The 17,487-nt window shown below is 68.9% G+C and carries 15 protein-coding genes and 1 tRNA gene; 6 read left to right on the top strand and 10 right to left on the bottom strand.

Annotation, left to right across the window (positions count from 1 at the left end; genetic code table 11):
* Positions 1–25 precede the first annotated feature (25 nt).
* The 3 genes from pstA to pstS all read right to left on the bottom strand — a co-directional run bounded on the left by pstA (position 26) and on the right by pstS (position 3,433).
* Positions 26–1,231: a phosphate ABC transporter permease PstA gene (pstA, locus tag EL340_RS13655; RefSeq protein ID WP_197722317.1), complete on the bottom strand. Its 1,206-nt coding sequence runs from the start codon at positions 1,229–1,231 to the stop codon at positions 26–28.
* A 1-nt stretch (position 1,232) separates the two neighbouring features.
* A complete protein-coding gene (gene pstC / locus EL340_RS13650; RefSeq protein ID WP_126415076.1) occupies positions 1,233–2,252 on the bottom strand; it encodes a phosphate ABC transporter permease subunit PstC in 1,020 nt (339 codons plus the stop codon).
* A gap of 107 nt (positions 2,253–2,359) precedes the next feature.
* Positions 2,360–3,433: a phosphate ABC transporter substrate-binding protein PstS gene (pstS, locus tag EL340_RS13645; protein ID WP_126415075.1), complete on the bottom strand. Its 1,074-nt coding sequence runs from the start codon at positions 3,431–3,433 to the stop codon at positions 2,360–2,362.
* Positions 3,434–3,618: 185 nt separating this feature from the next.
* Here pstS and EL340_RS13640 point away from each other — a divergent pair, with 185 nt between their 5' ends.
* Positions 3,619–3,894: a cell surface protein gene (locus EL340_RS13640; protein ID WP_232023105.1), complete on the top strand. Its 276-nt coding sequence runs from the start codon at positions 3,619–3,621 to the stop codon at positions 3,892–3,894.
* A gap of 26 nt (positions 3,895–3,920) precedes the next feature.
* Here the strand turns inward: EL340_RS13640 and EL340_RS13635 are convergent, their stop codons facing one another.
* From EL340_RS13635 to EL340_RS13625, 3 genes are all read right to left on the bottom strand, one after another.
* Positions 3,921–4,949 (bottom strand): NUDIX hydrolase, encoded by a 1,029-nt coding sequence (locus tag EL340_RS13635; protein ID WP_126415073.1) that lies wholly within the window; start codon positions 4,947–4,949, stop codon positions 3,921–3,923.
* Between the two features lie 12 nt (positions 4,950–4,961).
* A complete protein-coding gene (locus EL340_RS13630; protein WP_126415072.1) occupies positions 4,962–7,880 on the bottom strand; it encodes an RNA degradosome polyphosphate kinase in 2,919 nt (972 codons plus the stop codon).
* A 259-nt stretch (positions 7,881–8,139) separates the two neighbouring features.
* Positions 8,140–8,802 carry a hypothetical protein gene (locus EL340_RS13625; RefSeq protein WP_126415071.1) on the bottom strand — a complete coding sequence of 221 codons (663 nt, stop codon included), beginning with the start codon at positions 8,800–8,802 and terminating at the stop codon, positions 8,140–8,142.
* A gap of 247 nt (positions 8,803–9,049) precedes the next feature.
* Here EL340_RS13625 and EL340_RS13620 point away from each other — a divergent pair.
* Positions 9,050–9,123: transfer RNA gene (locus EL340_RS13620), tRNA-Lys, on the top strand.
* A 753-nt stretch (positions 9,124–9,876) separates the two neighbouring features.
* Here EL340_RS13620 and EL340_RS13615 read toward each other — a convergent pair.
* Positions 9,877–10,605: a GNAT family N-acetyltransferase gene (locus tag EL340_RS13615; RefSeq protein ID WP_126415070.1), complete on the bottom strand. Its 729-nt coding sequence runs from the start codon at positions 10,603–10,605 to the stop codon at positions 9,877–9,879.
* 785 nt (positions 10,606–11,390) lie between these two features.
* On the opposite strand from EL340_RS13615, the gene EL340_RS13610 reads away from it, so the two are divergent.
* Positions 11,391–11,678 carry a hypothetical protein gene (locus EL340_RS13610; protein ID WP_126415069.1) on the top strand — a complete coding sequence of 96 codons (288 nt, stop codon included), beginning with the start codon at positions 11,391–11,393 and terminating at the stop codon, positions 11,676–11,678.
* Positions 11,679–11,735: 57 nt separating this feature from the next.
* Here the strand turns inward: EL340_RS13610 and EL340_RS13605 are convergent, their stop codons facing one another.
* Positions 11,736–12,377 (bottom strand): DUF6037 family protein, encoded by a 642-nt coding sequence (locus EL340_RS13605; RefSeq protein ID WP_126415068.1) that lies wholly within the window; start codon positions 12,375–12,377, stop codon positions 11,736–11,738.
* A gap of 444 nt (positions 12,378–12,821) precedes the next feature.
* On the opposite strand from EL340_RS13605, the gene EL340_RS13595 reads away from it, so the two are divergent.
* On the top strand, positions 12,822–13,349 hold the full coding sequence (locus EL340_RS13595) for a hypothetical protein (protein WP_126415067.1): 528 nt from the start codon (positions 12,822–12,824) through the stop codon (positions 13,347–13,349).
* 303 nt (positions 13,350–13,652) lie between these two features.
* Here EL340_RS13595 and EL340_RS13590 read toward each other — a convergent pair whose 3' ends face one another.
* Positions 13,653–14,078 (bottom strand): hypothetical protein, encoded by a 426-nt coding sequence (locus EL340_RS13590; protein ID WP_126415066.1) that lies wholly within the window; start codon positions 14,076–14,078, stop codon positions 13,653–13,655.
* A 1,103-nt stretch (positions 14,079–15,181) separates the two neighbouring features.
* Between EL340_RS13590 and EL340_RS13585 the strand changes: the two genes are divergently transcribed.
* Together EL340_RS13585 and EL340_RS13580 are read left to right on the top strand one after the other, a co-directional pair.
* On the top strand, positions 15,182–15,592 hold the full coding sequence (locus EL340_RS13585; RefSeq protein WP_126415065.1) for a hypothetical protein: 411 nt from the start codon (positions 15,182–15,184) through the stop codon (positions 15,590–15,592).
* Positions 15,589–16,668: a helix-turn-helix domain-containing protein gene (locus EL340_RS13580; protein WP_126415064.1), complete on the top strand. Its 1,080-nt coding sequence runs from the start codon at positions 15,589–15,591 to the stop codon at positions 16,666–16,668. Before EL340_RS13585 ends, EL340_RS13580 begins: the two co-directional genes overlap by 4 nt.
* A 75-nt stretch (positions 16,669–16,743) precedes the next feature.
* On the opposite strand, the gene EL340_RS13575 is transcribed toward EL340_RS13580, so the two are convergent.
* Complete coding sequence (locus EL340_RS13575; protein WP_126415063.1) at positions 16,744–17,451, bottom strand: hypothetical protein; 708 nt, start codon at positions 17,449–17,451, stop codon at positions 16,744–16,746.
* Positions 17,452–17,487: the final 36 nt, after the last annotated feature.

The raw sequence follows: 17,487 nt of genomic DNA, 5'->3' as shown, positions 1-17,487 counted from the left end.
CTGAGCGCTGCGGCTCGGGCCAGTCTCAGCGCCGGCCGCCCTTGGGGCTGAAGTACTTCGAGATGAGGCGGGCCGCGAGGTTGAGCAGCATGACGAGGATGATGAGGGTCAGCGCCCCGGCCCAGGCGCGTTCCATGGCGGCGGCCTCACCGCGGGAGTACTGGTCGTAGACGAGCACCGGCAGGGTGGCCATGGAGCCGTCGAACGGGTTGGTGTTGGTGCGGATCGTCAGGCCCACGGTGATGAGCAGCGGCGCGGTCTCGCCGATGACGCGGGCGATGGCGATCATGACGGAGGTGGTGATGCCGGCCACCGCGGTGCGCAGCACGACCTTGACGATGGTGAGCCACTTGGGCACGCCCAGGGCGTAGGAGGCCTCGCGCAGGTGGGAGGGGACGAGCTTGAGCATCTCCTCCACGCCGCGGATGACCACCGGCGTCATGAGGACGCTCAGGGCGACGGCGCCGATGATGCCGGCCTGGTAGCGGGGGCCGGCCACGATGAGGAAGATCGAGTAGGCGAACAGGCCGGCCACGATCGAGGGGATGCCGGTCATGACGTCGACGAGGAAGGTGATGGCCCGGGCGATCCAGCCGCCGTTGTACTCCACGAGGAAGACGGCGGTGAACAGCCCCAGCGGCACCGAGATGAGGGTGGCGATCCCGGTGATCTGGAGGGTGCCGACGATGCCGTGGTAGAAGCCGCCGTTGGAGGCGTCGGCGCCGCGCATGTTGGTGGTCAGGAAGTCGTAGCCGAAGCGGGCCGAGCCGCCGGACAGGACCATCCACACCAGGGAGACCAGCGGCACCATGACGATGGCGAAGGACAGGTAGATGAGGAGGGTCACCAAGGTGTTGCGGCCCCAGCGCTCGCCCTCGCGCACCCAGGAGACGGCGGTGGCGCCCACCACCCACACCAGGGCGGTCAGGGTGACGACGGCGGCGATGCTCCAGCCGGCCAGCAGGCCGATCCCGCCGACGACGACGAAGGCGGCTCCCAGCGCCGCCCAGATGAACCAGTCGGGCAGGCGGTAGGAGGTCAGGGGCACGCCCTCGATGGAGGGCGGGTCGGCCAGGGGGTCGACGGGGGCGGCCGGGGCCTCGGCGGCCGCGAGCGCGGCCTTGAGGGACTTGGGGGCGGGCGCCGCGCCGGCCGGGTCGGCGGAACCGTCGGCAGCGGAGCTGTCGGGACCGGTGGGTCGGGCGGGGTCGGGCGTGTTCGTGGGCGTCATGTCAGCTGGCTCCTGAGAACTCGGAGCGGCGCGCGATGATCCACCGCGCCAGGGAGTTGACCGCGAAGGTGATGATGAACAGGACCAGGCCGGTGGCGATGAGCACGTTGACGCTCAGTCCGTAGGCCTCGCGGAACTGCGAGGCGATGTTGGCGGCGATGGTCTGGTGCTGGCCGGCCTGGAGGATGCGCAGATTCAGCCCCATGCCCGGCGAGAGGATCATGAGGACGGCCATGGTCTCGCCCAGGGCGCGTCCGAGTCCCAGCATGGAGGCGGAGATGATGCCGGAGCGGCCGAAGGGCAGGACGGCCTGGCGGATCATCTCGTAGCGGGTGGCGCCCAGGGCCAGGGAGGCCTCCTCCTGGAGGGTGGGGGTCTGCAGGAAGATCTCCCGGATGGTGGCGGTGATGATCGGCAGGATCATGACGGCCAGGACCAGGGAGGCGGTGGTGATGTTCTTGGCGGGGGCCGTGTAGTCGGCGAACAGGGGGATGAAGCCGAGGTTCTCCGTCAGCCAGGTGTTGACCGGGTCGAGCAGGGGCACGAGCCACAGGAAGCCCCACAGGCCGAAGACCACCGAGGGGATGGCGGCCAGGAGGTCGACCATGTACCCCAGCACCTGGGCCAGGCGGCGCGGAGCGAAGTGGGAGATGAACAGCGCCACCCCGATGCTCAGCGGCACCGCGACGCCCAGGGCGATGGTCGAGGACAGCAGCGTGCCGAAGACGAGCGGGGCCACGTACCCCCACAGGCCGCGCTCGCGCATGAAGGAGACCGACTCGAGGGTCTCGCGCGAGGCCGTCAGGGCGGGCAGGGCCTCCCGGATGAGGAAGGCGGCCACGAGGGCGAGCACCACCATGATGAGGGTGCCAGCCCCGAAGGACAGGCCGGTGAAGATCCGGTTGCCGGTCTGCCCGGGGGCCTTCCCGGGCTGGATGGCGGCGTCGTCGGAGCTGCTGGGCGCGGTCGCGGCGCCTGATCGGGGCGGCGGAGCCGACGACGGTGCGGTGGTGCTGGCCACGGCTGACCCTCCTCGGGGTGTCTGGGGCGGCGGCTGGGCGGGTGGGTGCTGACTGGACATGTGCGCTTAGGTTCAGATCAGTTCGGTGCTGCGGCCGGCCTGTCGGCTCAGGCGTCGATCCTGTCGATGGCGGTGTTGATCTTCTCGCGCATCTCCCGGGTGATGGGGGCGCAGCCGGTGGCCTTGGACGAGGTGTCCTGCCCCCTGGTGGAGGCGGCGAAGCGCAGGTAGGCCTTGACGACGGCGGCGATCTCGGCGTCGTCGTAGCTCAGGCGGGCGGCCAGGTAGGAGACCAGGACGATGGGGTAGGCGCCGTCGGCGTCGTGGCTGGGGGTGTAGAGCAGGCGGGTCTCGTCGGCCTCGGCGCCCAGGGTGGCGGCATCGAGGGCGGCGGCCGCGGCGTCGGCCGAGACGGGCACGTAGGCCCCGTGGCTGCCGACGGCGACGGTTCCCAGGGTGGAGGGGACCTTGGAGGCGTCGGCGTAGCCGATGGCGCCGACGGCGGCGGAGACGGTCTGGATCATGCCGGCGGTGCCGTCGCCGGACTGGCCCCCGCGCAGCGGCCAGGTCTCCTCGGGGTCGTGGGTCCAGATCTCGGGGGCGACGGTGGCCAGGTAGGTGGTCAGGGCCTTGGTGGTGCCGGAGTCGTCGGAGCGGCCGACGACGATGATCCGCTGGTCCGGCAGCGCGGCGCCGGGGTTGAGGGCGGCCAGGGTGGGGTCGTTCCAGCGGGTGATGGCGCCGGTGAGGACCTGGGCGAGGACCTCACCGGTCATGTTGACGTGGGACTCGCCGGTGAGGCCGGGCAGGTTGTAGGCCACGGCGATCGGGGAGACGTAGAGGGGCAGCTCGACGACGCCGCCGACCTTGTTGATCTCGGCGGCGCTCATGGGGGTGTCGGTGCCGGCGAAGTCGACGGCGCCCTCGACGAGCTTGGTGCGTCCGGCCCCGGAGCCGCCGCCGGCGTAGTCGACGGTGGCGCGCAGGTTGGCGCCCATGAAGGCGTTCATCCAGGCGTCCTGCGCGTCGGACTGGGAGGTGGCGCCCGCTCCGCGGATCTCCCCCTCCAGGTCGCTGGAGGCGTTGGGGTCGGGGGCGCCAGCGTCGCGCCCGCAGGCGGCCAGCGCGCTCAGGGCGGCCGCGCTCAGGGCGCCCAGGGCGCCGCGACGGGTCAGGAGCACAGGCTCTCCTCGCTGAGTCGGGGTTCAGTCAGGTGCCGGGCGAATGTCAGGCGGCGTTGACGATAGGCGCCCCGGATGAAGGTTCCGGGTGACGAGGGTAAACGGACGGTAAACACCCTCCGTGAGGAGCGTCACCATTTTATACGGTGGTCGATAGACGGCAGCCCACGGCAAAGGATATCGACATGGCGCACGACGGAAGCCTCACCATCTCTTCGCGCACGGGGTTCTTCTGCGCGCTGGCAGCACTGAACGTCACAGTTATCAGCTTCTACGTGCTGTGGAGCATCGCCGACACCATTGCGGTCAACCGTGCCGAGGAGCACGGATTCGACCCCCAGCAGCTACTGCCCCACAACCTTCTGTTCTGGTGCGCCGCGCAAGCCTCGGTGCTCAGTCTCCTGATCCTTGACATTCTCGTCTTCCTGGCGTGGCACAGGTCCCGCTCGCAGGCGACGTAGCAACGGCATTCCCTCCCAGGCCTCGGTCACCGGCCCTCGGACAGGACCGGGCGCTGCTTCTCGATGGCGACGGCGCGGATCTTGCCGCGGGGGCGGCGAGCCATGTGGACCACGAGGATCTCCCCGGTCTTGAGCCAGGGGTCCCGGTCGGGCACGGAGCGCAGGAGCTTGCCGGGCGCGTACTGGGAGACGACCTCCATGATGGTGGGCAGGACGGGCCGGTGGGTGCACAGCGCCGTCGGCTCCTCGCGCACGCCCAGGACCTTCTTGACCACGGAGCGCACGCCCTTGGGGTGCTCGGCGTGGGCCATCTCGGTCAGGGCCCCGGCCGTCTCCAAGGTGAGGCCGGCCGCCCTGGCGTAGGGGGCGACCGTGTCGACGCAGCGCTTCCAGGGGCTGGTGATGACCCGGCCCACCCCGTAGGCGGCCAGGATCGGGACGAGGGCGCGGGCCCGGGTCTCCCCCTGGTCGTGGGTCAGGGGGCGGGTGGCCTCGTCGGTCTCCTTGTCCCGCTCCTTGGGGCGGTTCCACACCGAGCGCTTGACGGCGCGGCCGTGGCGCACGAGGACCAGGGTCCAGGTGTCGAGCTTGCCGTCCTCCCACAGGTCGACCAGCTCGCCGAGCAGGTCGCGGTCGTAGGAGTAGGTCAGGCGCTTGCGGGCCTGGCCCACGCGCAGCCACTCGACGTCGTCGATCTCCTTGGTGGAGGCGGGCTTGACGGCGGCGCGGGCGGCGACGGCGGCCGAGGAGCCGGGGGCGACGCGGGCCGCCCAGTAGTGGACCTCCTTACGGGTGCCGTCGCCGATCTTGTAGCGCACGCGGCTGAGCGGCTGCCCCAGGATCACCTGGACGCCGGTCTCCTCGGCGACCTCGCGCACCGCGCAGGTGCGCACGGACTCGCACGCGTCGACCTTGCCCTTGGGGATGGACCAGTCGTCGTAGCGGGGGCGGTGGACCAGGAGCACCTCGAGGTGCTTGCCCTTCTCACGCCACACAAGGGCGCCGGCGGCCCGCACCGTCTCGCGCGAGCCGTTCTTCCTGCTGGACGGGCTCATGGCACGGCCGTCTCAGTGACGGCCCTTGACGCGCGAGCGCGCCCGGGCCATGAGGCTGGTCTGGATGTCCTCGAGGCGGTTGCCCTCGGCGTCGAGCAGGTGACGCTCCCAGGAGCCGTCGGGCTGGAGGTGCCAGGAGGAGACGTCGTCGGAGGCGCAGTGGGTCACCAGCCACTCGAGGTCCTCGACCATGGCCGGGTCGGTGATGCGCACCAGGGCCTCGACGCGGCGGTCGAGGTTGCGGTGCATGAGGTCGGCCGAGCCGATGAACAGCGTGGTCTGGCCTCCGCCGGCGAAGGCGTAGATGCGCGAGTGCTCCAGGAAGCGCCCCAGGATGGAGCGCACGCGGATGTTCTCGCTGAGGCCCTCGACGCCGGCGCGCAGCCCGCAGATGCCGCGCACGACGATGTCCACCTGCACCCCGGCGCGCGAGGCGCGGTAGAGGGCGTCGATGACGGTCTCGTCGACGATGGAGTTGACCTTGATGCGAATCCAGGCGGGAAGGCCGGCCTTGTGGTTGGCGATCTCCTGCTCGATGTGCTCGACGAGCCCGTCGCGCAGGCCGCGGGGGGCCACGAGCAGGCGACGGAAGCGGGCGCGCGGGGCATAGCCGGAGAGCTGGTTGAACAGGGTGGTCAGGTCCTGGGCGACATCGCGGTCGCAGGTCAGCAGGCCGAGGTCCTCGTAGCCGCGGGCGGTCTTGGGGTGGTAGTTGCCGGTGCCGACGTGGCAGTAGCGGCGCAGGCCGTCGGACTCCTGGCGCACCACCAGCAGCAGCTTGCAGTGCGTCTTGAGGCCCACCATGCCGTAGACGACGTGGACGCCGGCGCGCTCGAGCTTGCGAGCCCAGGAGATGTTGGCCTCCTCGTCGAAGCGGGCCTTGATCTCCACGATGGCGACGACCTGCTTGCCGGCCTCGGCGGCCTCGATGAGGGCGTCCACGATCGGGGAGTCGCCGGAGGTGCGGTAGAGGGTCTGCTTGATGGCCAGGACCTTGGGGTCGGCGGCGGCCTGGGCCACGAACTCCTGGACGGAGGTGGAGAAGGAGTCGTAGGGGTGGTGCAGGAGGACGTCGTGCTCGCGCATGGCGGCGAAGACGTCCGGCGCCGAGGAGGACTCGTAGGCGGCCAGGCCCGCGGCCGTCACCGGCACGAAGCGCGGGTACTTCAGGTCGGGGATGTCCAGGTCGTGGAGCTGGTTGAGGCAGGTCAGGTCCAGGGGCGCGGGCAGCTCGAAGACGTCGTCGGCCTTGAGGCCCAGGGCGCGCACCAGGTAGCGGCGGGTGAAGGAGGAGATGGTGTTCTCCACCTCCAGGCGCACGCAGTCGCCGAAGCGGCGCCGCTCGAGCTCCTTCTCCATGGCCTTGAGGAGGTTCTCGGCGTCGTCCTCCTCGACCTCGAGGTCCTCGTTGCGGGTGACCCGGAAGAGGTGGTGCTCCAGGATGTCCATGCCCGGGAAGAGATGGTCGAGGTGCTGGCCGATGACGACCTCCAGGGGGATGACGGCGCAGCCGGCGGACTTGTCGGCGGCGTCGAGCTCGCGGCCGGGGACCTGGACCAGGCGCGGCAGGGAGTCGGGGACCTTGATGCGGGCGAAGTGCTCCTTGCCGCTGCGCGGGTTGCGCAGGATGACGGCCAGGTTGAGGGACAGGCCCGAGATGTAGGGGAAGGGGTGGGAGGGGTCGACCGCCAGCGGGGTGAGGACCGGGTAGATCTGGTGGCGGAAGTAGCGGGTCAGGCGCTCCTGCTGGTCGGAGTTGAGCTCGTCCCAGCCCAGGATGTTCACGTTGTGCTCGGCCAGGGCGGGGCGGATGTCATCCTGGAAGAGGGCGGCCTGGCGGGCGGTGAGCTCCTTGGCGCGGCTGGTGACCTGGGCCAGGACCTGGTTGGCGTCCAGGCCCGAGGCGCGCACCGGGGTGATGCCGGCCTTGATGCGGCGCATGAGCCCCGCGACGCGCACCATGTAGAACTCATCGAGGTTGGAGGAGAAGATCGCCAGGAACCAGGCGCGCTCCAGCAGGGGCAGCGTGTGGTCCTCGGCCTGCTCCAGGACGCGCTCGTTGAAGTCCAGCCAGGTCAGCTCGCGGTCGATGAAGCGGTTCTTGAAGGACTTCAGCGGCGGCAGGAGGTCCTCGGGGTCGACCTGGGCGGTGTCGGCGGAGGCGGCCGAGGCCGCGGCGTCGGCGGCGCTGGCCGAGCTGAGCGAGGAGGCAGAGGAGGCGGCGCTGGCGGGGCTGACGGCATGGCCCGAGCTGGCGGCGCTGCCGGGGACGAAGGTGCCGCACTCCCCCGGCGTCGCGGTCGAGGGCGTCGCCAGGGCCTCGGCCGCGGAGGGGGCCGACTGCGAGCTGGCGGAGGTGATGGAGGACGGGGCGATCGCCGGGGTCGCCGTGCCGACGGGGCCGGGGGCCGGGGCGGCCTCGCCGTCGACGATCTCGTCGAAGTCCTCGTCCTCGTACTGGGGGCCGGAGTCGTCGGCGAAGTCGCGGGGGTCGGCGACCTCGATGACGTGCTCCTCCTCGCCGTCGTCGGCGTCGGGGTCCGGGCCCTCCGGCTCGTCAGGCTCGTCTGCGCTCGCGGCGTCCTCGGGGGCGACGGTGGGCCGGGTGGGCTCAGCCGCGGTCTCGGTGGGGGCAGCGGGCTCGTTGTCGGTGCCGGCAGAGGCGGCGGGCTCAGCCTTGGCCGCGGCGGCCTCGGGCGTGCCGGCCGACCGGGGGGCGTCGGCACCCTCAGCGACCTCGGCGGCCCCGGCGTGCTCGGCACCCTCGACCGCGTCGGATGGCTCGGTTGCCTCCAAGGGGGCGTCGGGGGCAGCCTCGGGGGCGTCGTCGGCGGGCTGCTCCTCGGGCTCCTGGGGGCTCGGGTGACGCATCCACCCGCCCAGGAAGCGGGAGAGCGGCGTGGGGGCGGAGTGGGACGCGTCGTTGGTCATGGTCACATGGTCCCACGTCCGGGCGACCTTGTGGGGTGGCGGTCCGCTCCAGTTCACAGAATAGGCGAGGCGCAGCGCGCATGACCTCGCCGACGATGCCCGATCGTGTCCAAATCTGTCACAAAGGAGCCTGCGGGCAGATCAGACACCTAAAGGAACCCCGGAATCATGCGGTTTCATACCGTCGACGGACGCTCACCTCGGGCCTTTGTGACAGATTTGGACATCCCGCGCCCGGATAGCCCCGACGCAGTCCCTCTCAGTCGAGCAGGCCTGCGGCGGCGCGGCGGGCGGAGTCAGTCAACTCGTCGGCGGTGGCCAGGAGGGCGGAGTCGCGGCGGGTGACGCGGTCGGCGAGCTCGTCGGCGTCGTCCTCGATCCACACGGGGTTGGAGCCGGCCGCAAGCGCCCGCAGGAAGTCGGCGGTCGCAGTCAGCAGCGGGGCGATCTCGGTGACGGAGTCCTCGACTCCGCCGGTCAGCACGACGTCGAGGCGCTCGCGCAGCTCGGCGGGAGCGGGCACGGCGCGCGCCTGCGCGAGGGCGGTCTCGAGGCGGGCGCTGGTGGCATCGTCGGTCCCGGTGAGGTCGACGACAGTGGCGTAGCGGCGGGCGACGAGCTCGGGGTCTCGGCGGACCCACTCGCGCACGAGGAACAGGCGCCACAGGGTGCCAGGCAGGGTGGTGGCCGGGGAGTCGGCCCACAGCTCGGCGATGTCGTCGACACCGTTGGTGGCGACCGCGGCGACGACGCCGGAGCGGGTGATGGGGTCGTCGTCGCTCTCGGTGCCGGGGAAGCCGCCGATGAGGGCCTGGGCCGCGCGATGGGCGAGCTCGGAGGCGACGGCGGTGTCGGCGCTGCCCTCGATCTGCTCGGCGGCCTCGGGGTCGAGCCGGGCGGGGCGGTGGAACTGGCGGGCCATGGGGACTCCTCACGCGGTGCGGGCACGCCGGCGACGACGCGCGGCCCTATTGTCTCGCGACCGGGACACCGGTCCCCCACCGGTTCACTTCCGGCCGACGGCCCGGCGACCGAGGCGGGCGGCGAGTCTGAGGGGCCAGCGGTGAGCTGAGGGGCCAGCGGCGCGGCGAGTTCGACACAGCGGTCGGTTGTCCGGTTATGCTGGCCCCTGCCGATGGCGTCTGGACTCTGCTTCCGGCCGTCGGTGCGCCCCCTTAGCTCAGTTGGTCAGAGCTGCGGACTTTTAATCCGAAGGTCGTGGGTTCGAGCCCCACAGGGGGTACCGCACCGGCCTCGGCCCCACCAGGGACCGGGGCCTTACTTGTGCCCGGAACGTAAGGTGCCGGAACCCAACCCTCGGCGCTGCGGGTGGGATAGAGGTCAGCAACCCCCACCCCGAAGAGCTCGGCGACGACGACGAGGTCGGCAGCAGTCCAACGACTTTTACCTCGTAGACGGTTAGACACATTGGAGCCCGCCACCCCTAAGACTTCCCCGAGGTCGGCTCGCGTCATCCCATGGGCGAAGAGGTACTGGTTCACGGTGAAGCCCAGGGCCTGATCGATCGACATCACAGCCCCTCCCTCGCCATGCACGCCTCGCACCGCTTGAACGGTTTGAGCACTAACGAACGTCATGCAACAAACGTAACATATGCACGATTTGCGTGCAATACAACGCTTGACGTACGCCACCACACAGTTCATCATGAACGTATGACTGAACGAAAATCGTACAGGCGAATGCCTGGCGATCTCCTCACTGCTCGTCAGGTAGTTGAGCAGTATCCAGAAGCGGGTCTCAGCCAGCCGATGCTGCGACGTTGGGGACGAGACGGCCTCATCGAGGTCGTGAGGTATCCATCTGGCCGCATGCGGTTCCGTCGTTCCAACGTCGAGGCGCTTCTGAGTCCGGTAGGCCCGTCGGCACCTTCGGTGTCGTCGGTGCCCGGTGTTGAGGGTGTGGAGCTTCCTGGTCAGGGGGTGTTGTTGTGATGGGTGCTGGTGGGGGTCGGTCGTGGGCCGAGTGCGTGGTGTCAGTTGAGGAACTGGACGCTCAGGATGTGGTGTTCGCCCCGGTTCGCGTGGGGCATCGGTTGGTGTACTCCCACGCGGATGGGAGGGTCGGTTGCCTGGTCGAGGATGCGAAGCGCCCAGGTGGTGCCTTCTTTCGCGGGGAATCCGTGGGCGCTTGCGTGTGCCTTGATCTGCATGATGAGCGTGATGTCCGGTGGGAGGAGGATGTAGTCGGCTGCCTGGTTGAGGTTGCGGGACGCCTGGTTCATTGGGACGGCGAGGATCAGGTGTGCGCTGTGGTCGCGCGCCCAGGTGTTGAGGTGGTGCTTGATGGCCAGGGCGGTGCCGGTCCTTCGGTGGGTGGGTTCTACGGCGAGGCTGTGGGTCATGGCCACGTCGCGGAGGATCACCTCGGCGTCGTGGTGCGCTGTGGGTCCTACGAGGTTGTGGGCCTCTTGTTCGGCGGGTCCGATGAAGGCGGCTCCTATGAGGTGGCTGTCGCGCCAAGCTCCTATCAGTTCCCGGTGCAGGTGGTTGTGCCGGTTGGGCAGGACTTCTGGGAGCGGAACGAAGTTTGGATACGGGACCTGTTCGGTGAGGAGGGTGCGGATTGCCTGTACTTCTTCCTGCGTCGCGGCGGGTCGGATATCGAGTCCGGTGGTTCCTGTTCTGCTGGTGGGGGTGACGTCGGTGTCGCTGGTGGGCCGGCGGAGGAGGTTTTTGAGGGGTTTGAGGATGTTGTGAGCCATGGTGGCTTTCCTTTCTTGGAGCACGGCGGCGGTTCCGTCGTTGCTTCAGTGGAGCGCGGTGGCCTTTCCACCGTCGCTTCCGTGGGGCGTGACGGTCGGTCCGTCGTCGCTCCGGTGGGGACGGCAGGTGGGTCCTGCCTGTCTCTTTCGAGGCTCGGGTTTCGGTCTGCCCGGTCTCGGTGGTCCGGCGGTTTTGGTTTGTTGCCGCTGGGCTGGGGTGAGGGGGCGTTGGTAGCGCCCTCTCACCCTTATTGCTTGTCGTGGGTTGTGGGCGCACGCCGTCGTGGTGCGAGCAGGTCGTCGGTGTCGGTGTCTTTGTCTGCTGGTTCTTCGGTGGGTGGGGTTTTGCCTGGTCAGGGGGCGTTGTTGTGATGGCTGGTGTTGGGGATGTGAGTACTGCGGATGTTGAGGCTCGTGAGCACTTCGTGCGTGAGCTTGTTCCTGGTGGGGTTGGTGGCTGCTCGGTGTGGGCTGTTGAGGCTTTGCCTGCTTGTGTGCGGGAGGTGTGTCAGGTTGCGGGTGTTGATGAGGGGTATCTGAGTCGTTGGCCTGTGGAGGCTTGGGTGGAGTGGTCCAGGGCGTTGGAGGCTTTCTCGTCTGGTGGGGTGCTGCTTCGTCCGGATGCGTGGTTGGAGTGTCCGGTGCTGCCTGGGTGGATGCGGCCGTTGGTGCGGCCGTGGTACAGCGACTTTGATGTGCCGTTCCCGTGCGTGGCCAGGGTGTCCTCCTCGGGGCACGACTGGTTCGCCGAGGCTGGGGAGCATCCGGAGTCGTTCAGGCTGAGCATGACGTTCTTCGGTATCCCGGGGGTGCCGTCCGTGGCTGAGGTGGAGGAGGCCTGGCGGTGGGCGGCTGGGCAGGGGCTGTCGCCTGTGCTGTCGATGTCGCTGGTTCCGGCTGCTCCGTGGGGGCAGGCCGTGGTGGGCGCAGTTGAGGCGTTGTGTGTTGACGGGCCGAGTGAGGAGCAGGTGGATGTCCTGGCGTCGTTTCTCGGCCGGGGTCGTCTTCGCCGGGACCCGTTGGAGGGGTTCACGGCCAGGCGGCCGGTGGCCTGGGAGTGGGTGGTCGGCTGATGACGTCAGTGGTGGCTTGCGGACGGCACTGGGACCAGCCGTTTCCCGTCGACGCTGCTAGTGGGGGTCTTCCCAGCCTGGGGGTAGTGGGCGGTGTTCGCAGTGCTTGAGTTTGGGGTTGTCTGGGGTGGTCCAGCACGAGCTGATGTGGTGGGTTCGGCAGTGGTCGGCGATGTCCTTGCCGAGCAGCTTGCGGGTCTTGTCGTAGTTCTTGGGGCTGGGGCCGTCTCGGAGGGGGTCGTTCTCCCAGGGCCGCCATCTGAGGAAGTAGATCTTGTCTTCTTCCTCGATGTTGGTGCGTGCGGCTTTGGGGAGCTCGTTGGGCGGGATCCAGGTTCGGGGTCGGGCTTTGCTGGCGCCGTGGTCGGCGGCTTCGAGGAGCAGGCTGGCGGGCCATGGCCTGGTGCCGCTGCCTCCGATGTTGAGGGCTTCGAGGAGGCGGCTGTAGTCGGCTGCGAGGAAGGCGTCGGCCCTGAGGCCGCCGCCGGGGCTGATGGTGATGTTGTAGGTGTGGGCCCAGTGGTGGGGGCCGATGAGGGCTATGAGGAGGGTCCAGGGTGGTTCTCCTTCGGCGGCGAGGACGCTGTCGAGCTCGTGGGTGCGGCCGCCGGCGTCGAGGGTGAAGCGGTAGAGGACGCGGTGTCCTCCTGCTCGCTTGGTGCGCCAGAGGGCTTGTGTGAGCTGGGGCAGGTCGGTCATTGGCCTGTTCCTTTCTGGGGGCGCGGCGGGCCTTCCGCCGTTGCTTCCTTGGGACGCGACGGGTGGTCCGTCGTTGCCCTGGTGGGGCCGGTAGGTGGTTTCTGCTGGTCCTGGTGGCCAGGTGGCGGTGGTGCGTCGCCTGGCCGGGGTGGGAGGGCGCCCGGGCTGGTGCCCTCCCACCCGTCCCGAATTGTTCCTGTGACCTACGACAAGTATTCCTGCGGCGAGATGCGAGGTGGTCGTGATGGTGTTTTCTCCTGAGTTCTGCTGGCTTGTGCTGGACGTGGTGCCGTGGTGGTGCTGGTTACTCATCGTCGCGTCCCTCCTGGGCGCGGTTGGGGTGGCGGAGCTTCTGCGCGGCAGGGCTGCGCGTCGTGAGGCTGCGGCTCCCGTGTTGGTTGAGGCTCGGTCTGAGGGGCGGGCTGTCCGGGTGGTGTCGGGGTCATGAGCTCGTCGGTGGCGGCTGGCTTGTGGGTGATGTTCAGTACCGGTCTGCTTGTGGGCCTGTGGGCCGAGGCGGCGGAGCAGCGCCCGCCAAGAGACCTCTCGGCGTCCGAGTGGGTGCCTGTGGCGTTGGGGCTGCTGCGTGCAGAGCTGGCCTGCCTGCTGGGGCTGTTGGTTCTGCTGATGCTGCGACCGGTGTCGTGGGTGCCGTTCGCCGCGCTGGTGGTGATGGCTGGGCTGGTCGGGCGCGTGCGGTTCATGCGGCTTGTCCGGCGTCGTTGCTGGTGGTGGTTGGTGGCCGGGGCGGGGCTGGTGGGGCTGTGGCCGGCGGTTGTCGCGGTGTTCCTGCCTGCGACCGCGCCGCTCGGCGTGCGTGTTGGGGCTGCCTACGTGGTGATGATCGTCGCTTGCTGGGTCCTCAGCGTGGCGCGGTTTGCGGCTGGCGTGGTGGCCGGTGCACGGGTTCGACCGGGTCGGCCTGGTGAGTACGTGGCTGTGCCCGAGTATGAGGGGCCCGCGGGGACCTGAGGGTCTACCCGTTAATTGTTCTTCATTTCTTCTTGTTTTCTTGAATCACATTCGTGTTGTTTACGAGTGGGAGGTTTCTGTGTTTGAGGGGCTACAAGCAGGTGTGGCGGTGGATGGCGCGGCTATGGGTAGGGGCGGCGAGGTGCTGCCTCCGGGCCGTGGGGTGTGCAGTGTGCTCACCCCGGTCATGGTCCTAGGTGAAGGCAGTTCCGTCGGCGTGGTGCCGGCTTATTGGAAGGGTGTTGAGGAGCAGTGAGCGCTAAGCGTGACGGCGCAGGCCGGGGACCGTTGGGAGCAGGACAGTCAGTCCACGTCGACGTCGGCGGCCTCGAGGGCATCGATGTCGTCGGTTTCGGCTTCGAGGGCGGCGTCGGCCTTGCCTTCGGCTGTGGTGGCGTAGGAGTCGGGGCTGTGGATGAGCCAGGAGAGGCCTTCGTCCTGGTCGGTGTGGCTGGTGATGACGATGTAGCTCTGCCATTTGAGGGCGACGTCGAGGAGGTTGGCGAGCCTGTCGACGTCTCCTGTGGTGGGGATGTACCTGTCGAGTACGGAGAGGGTGACGCCGTCGTGGCGGTTGGGGTCGCCGTAGGGGATGAGTGCCGGGGAGGTGACGCGGAAGGTCCCGTCGGGGGCCTGCTCGATCTTGACGGTGTCGCCGAGCTTGAAGGCGTCGTTGATGGCTTTGTCGAGGTGCTGTCGGGCGTCGGGGGCGATCTGCCAGAAGTGCATGGGGGTCCTGTTCTGGTTGGGGGGTGGGTGCTGTGAGTGAGTACTTCGTTGTTCGTAAGGGTGCCACAGCGCTGCCTAATGAGGTGGTGTGGGACTCGTCGATCTCGTACGGGGCTCTGGGGATTCTTGCGAGGGCTCTATCGACTGCTCCGGGGGCGGATCTGGGTTACCGGGCGTTCGCTGGCCGGGGTATGGGTGAGAAGGCCGTGCGGGCGGCTCTGGGTGAGCTGGAGGAGGCTGGTTACCGGCACCGGTTCACGGTGCGTCGTGAGGGTGGCCGGATCCGGACGGTGACGGTGTTCTCGGACGTGTCGATAGGGCGGGCTACGGCGTTGTCGGAGCTGCCTGAGGAGCAGCGGGCGGGTGTGGTTGACCCTGAGGAGCCGAGGCAGTCGTGCGGGTCGCGTATCCGCAGGTCGCACCGTGCGGCAGATGGTGCCGCACGGTCTGACCTGGGCAAACGCACCCCTTCCGAGGGGCCTGTGGATAACTTGTCTGATGATGGTCGCCGTGCGGCAACAGGTGCCGCACGGTCTGACCTGGGCAAACAGGGTGTTTCCGCAGGTCGCACCGTGCCGCGCTCCACCGTGGCACGGTCAAGCGCGGCACTATCCCTACGGGATACCAAACCTTCTTCCTCACTACGTTCGGAAGAAGAGTCTTTAGACCAGACCGGACCTGACCGGGCCGAGGTGGTGTCACCAGGCGCGGGCGCCGGTTCGCGGTCGGGGTCGGTCGGGGCGGGTCGGGATCGTGCTCGACAGGCGTCGGGCGCCGGCCGGGCTCGGCGGGGCGCCTCGCCCGGCGGCGTGAAGCACCCGAGTACCCAGGAGCCGGCTGGCCGCGGCACGTCCCGGACCGGCCCCGCGCCGAGCCCCGAGTCGGGCACGGAGCCGTCGAGGTCGCAGGAGCCTCGTGAGCGGCCTATCGGAGCCTCACCCAATCGCGGACACGGATCGGGTGTGAAATCCTCTTCACGGGCCTCACAGGCACCTTCTGAGGGTGTTTCTGGTGTTGAGCGAGCCGTCGATGGCCCTGTGGGTGGTGATCCGGGGTTGCCGGCTGAGGCTCGTGGCCTGCTGGGGTCGTGCCTGCCTGCGAGCATGCTGAGGGTCGCGTCGGACCCGCAGGGCGCCTCGGAGGTGGCCAGGCTGCTGCGGGAGCGGGTCGAGGCCGGCTGGAGGCCGAGCGAGATCCGTTCGGCGCTGGACGAGGACCTACCTGAGCCGGTGGGACACCTGTCGCGGCTGGTGGCCTGGCGGCTGAGGCACAAGGTGGATCCGACACTGGCGCCAGCGGCGCTGGTGGCGGCGGGTGAGGGACAGGTTGAGGTCGCCCGGCGGGCGGTGAAGGTCGTTGAGCCGCCGCGGACACGGGATCAGGAGCTGGCTGAGCGGGCCTGGGAGCAGGTGCGGCGTGAGCATCCCGATGTGGGGCGGGCCAGGCAGATGAGCCTGGCCGGCGAGCTGGTTGAGCAGTGGAGGCAGGCTGAGGTTGGGGAGGTTGCGTCGTGAGTGAGGAGACGCGGGTGTCGTGGCCGGTGTGGGTGGAGTCCTTGGAGGGGCTTAAGCCGGCGGATACGGCTGTGGTGATGGAGCTGGCGCGGTTGGCTGACTGGCGTGGTGAGGTGATTGCGTCGGTGGCTTGGTTGGCGGCTCATGCGCACGTGTCGGAGCGGTCGGTGAAGCGGGCTCTGGCTCGGATGGAGGATCGGGGTGTTCTGGTGCGTCGGCTTCGTCGTCGTAGGCAGCGTCAGGGGGCGAACTTGATTCGTCTGCTGCCTGTGGAGACGGGGGCTGATGAGGATGTGGATGAGGACGTGCGGGTGTACCGGTTCGCGGTCCCGGATGTTGACCCGGATGGGCCGTGGGTGGTTACTGGGGACAACCCGGGGCTGCGGGAGGCGGTTCTGGGGGCTATCTGCGAGGAGTGGGTGGGTGAGTCGATGGCTGTGGTGGCTCGGAGCCTGGACAAGGCGGTTGAGAGTCAGTTTGCGGGGTCGGTGCATCAGGGGATGCGGTTTGGTGGGTTGAGTCGGCGGGAGTCGAAGGCGGACACGATGGGCTGGGCCTGGGAGGTGATGCGTTTGAACGCCAGGGGGATCGCGATCGCGGACTCGCCGTGGGCGATGTGGACCCGGATCACGAGGACAGCGACCTTGGAGGGGCGTGACTGCCTGCCGCCTGAGGGTGTGTCGGTGACGTCGGTGGAGCCGGGGCTGGTTCCGGAGGGCAGTGGTCTGCCGGGTGCGCTGGAGGTGTCGGCGGTGGGGCTGGATGATTTTCAGGTGGTGATGTCGGGACTGGTGAACGCTCTGGTGGATGCGGGGATGGCGGAGCCGTTGGCGTGGGCCGGGACCCGGAGGGTCACGGAGCTGGCTTTGGCGTGGGGTGAGTCGAGGCGGCAGACGGCGGCGGCTAATGACTCTCGCCTGGCGGACCTGGGGGCGTCGAAGGCGTGTGCTCGGGCGTGGATGACGCTGCTGATCGGGTCGCGTCGAGGCACGAAGGCTCCGATTGTGGCGCTGGGGTCTGAGGAGGTGGCTGAGCGGGCTCGGGAGGTGGTCGAGGCGTTCCAACCAACCACGTAGATGTGATTGTGGCCACATATGGTTTCAGGGTGACACTGTGTCACCCTGAAACTTTTTCTTTTGGTGGTGGGGTTTTTACTGGGTGAGCTGGTCGTAGAGCTGGGTGATGGCCTGGGTGGGGTCGATGTTGATGTCGTCGGGGTACCAGGGGGTGGAGGCGCTGGTCTCGAGGGTGTACCAGAAGCGGATGCCGGTGGTGGGTTCGGGGTCGGGTGGGACGACTCTGTTGAGGTCCTTGGCGACGGTGAGGTAGCGGTCGCGGGCCTGGGCGTAGGTGGTGGGGGGCTCGTCGGCGTAGATGGGGCTTACCCAGATGTCGTCGACGCCGTCGTTGGGGTCGTCGGCCTCGAGGGTGACCGCCCAGGTGCCTTGGGTCTTGATGTTGGTGAGGGTGGGGGCGGTGGTGATGGCTGGGCGACCTAGGACGCGGGGGTCGGCGTGGTCTCCGGTGATGGTTGGGGTGGGGTGGGTGGCGAGCTCGGTGCGGGCCTTGGCGAGGATGGCGTCCAGGTCGATGTCGTGGTCGACGGGGATCCAGGTGGCTTGAGCGAGCAGGGAGAGCTGGTAGAAGAAGCTGGCTTCCCGCTCGGGGATGACGACGGCCATGTCGGCGAGGCGGACCCAGTAGTCGTTTGCGTCGTCGGGGACGGGCTGGAGGAGGCGCTGGTAGAGGGTGACCGCGGCGAAGTGTCGTGACTCGTGGAGGGGGCAGTAGTAGGGCTTGGTGTCTGGGTTGTTTCCGCGGGTGACTGCCCAGTGGTGCTGGACCCCTGCTACCGCCATGGCTTGTTTCCCCCTGTTTTCTTCGTGCTTTTGGGT

It is taken from the genome of Actinomyces viscosus, assembly GCF_900637975.1.
In the GTDB taxonomy this organism is placed as follows: domain Bacteria; phylum Actinomycetota; class Actinomycetes; order Actinomycetales; family Actinomycetaceae; genus Actinomyces; species Actinomyces viscosus.
This window is presented reverse-complemented; position numbering and strand designations above follow the sequence as displayed.

Bases quoted from the DNA above. Each gene is read 5' to 3' on its own strand.
- pstA (WP_197722317.1), bottom strand. From the start codon at position 1,231: ATGACGCCCACGAACACGCCCGACCCCGCCCGACCCACCGGTCCCGAC.
- EL340_RS13640 (WP_232023105.1), top strand. From the start codon at position 3,619: ATGGCGCACGACGGAAGCCTCACCATCTCTTCGCGCACGGGGTTCTTC.
- EL340_RS13635 (WP_126415073.1), bottom strand. From the start codon at position 4,949: ATGAGCCCGTCCAGCAGGAAGAACGGCTCGCGCGAGACGGTGCGGGCC.
- EL340_RS13630 (WP_126415072.1), bottom strand. From the start codon at position 7,880: ATGACCAACGACGCGTCCCACTCCGCCCCCACGCCGCTCTCCCGCTTC.
- EL340_RS13625 (WP_126415071.1), bottom strand. From the start codon at position 8,802: ATGGCCCGCCAGTTCCACCGCCCCGCCCGGCTCGACCCCGAGGCCGCC.
- EL340_RS13615 (WP_126415070.1), bottom strand. From the start codon at position 10,605: ATGGCTCACAACATCCTCAAACCCCTCAAAAACCTCCTCCGCCGGCCC.
- EL340_RS13610 (WP_126415069.1), top strand. From the start codon at position 11,391: ATGACGTTCTTCGGTATCCCGGGGGTGCCGTCCGTGGCTGAGGTGGAG.
- EL340_RS13605 (WP_126415068.1), bottom strand. From the start codon at position 12,377: ATGACCGACCTGCCCCAGCTCACACAAGCCCTCTGGCGCACCAAGCGA.
- EL340_RS13595 (WP_126415067.1), top strand. From the start codon at position 12,822: ATGAGCTCGTCGGTGGCGGCTGGCTTGTGGGTGATGTTCAGTACCGGT.
- EL340_RS13590 (WP_126415066.1), bottom strand. From the start codon at position 14,078: ATGCACTTCTGGCAGATCGCCCCCGACGCCCGACAGCACCTCGACAAA.
- EL340_RS13585 (WP_126415065.1), top strand. From the start codon at position 15,182: ATGCTGAGGGTCGCGTCGGACCCGCAGGGCGCCTCGGAGGTGGCCAGG.
- EL340_RS13575 (WP_126415063.1), bottom strand. From the start codon at position 17,451: ATGGCGGTAGCAGGGGTCCAGCACCACTGGGCAGTCACCCGCGGAAAC.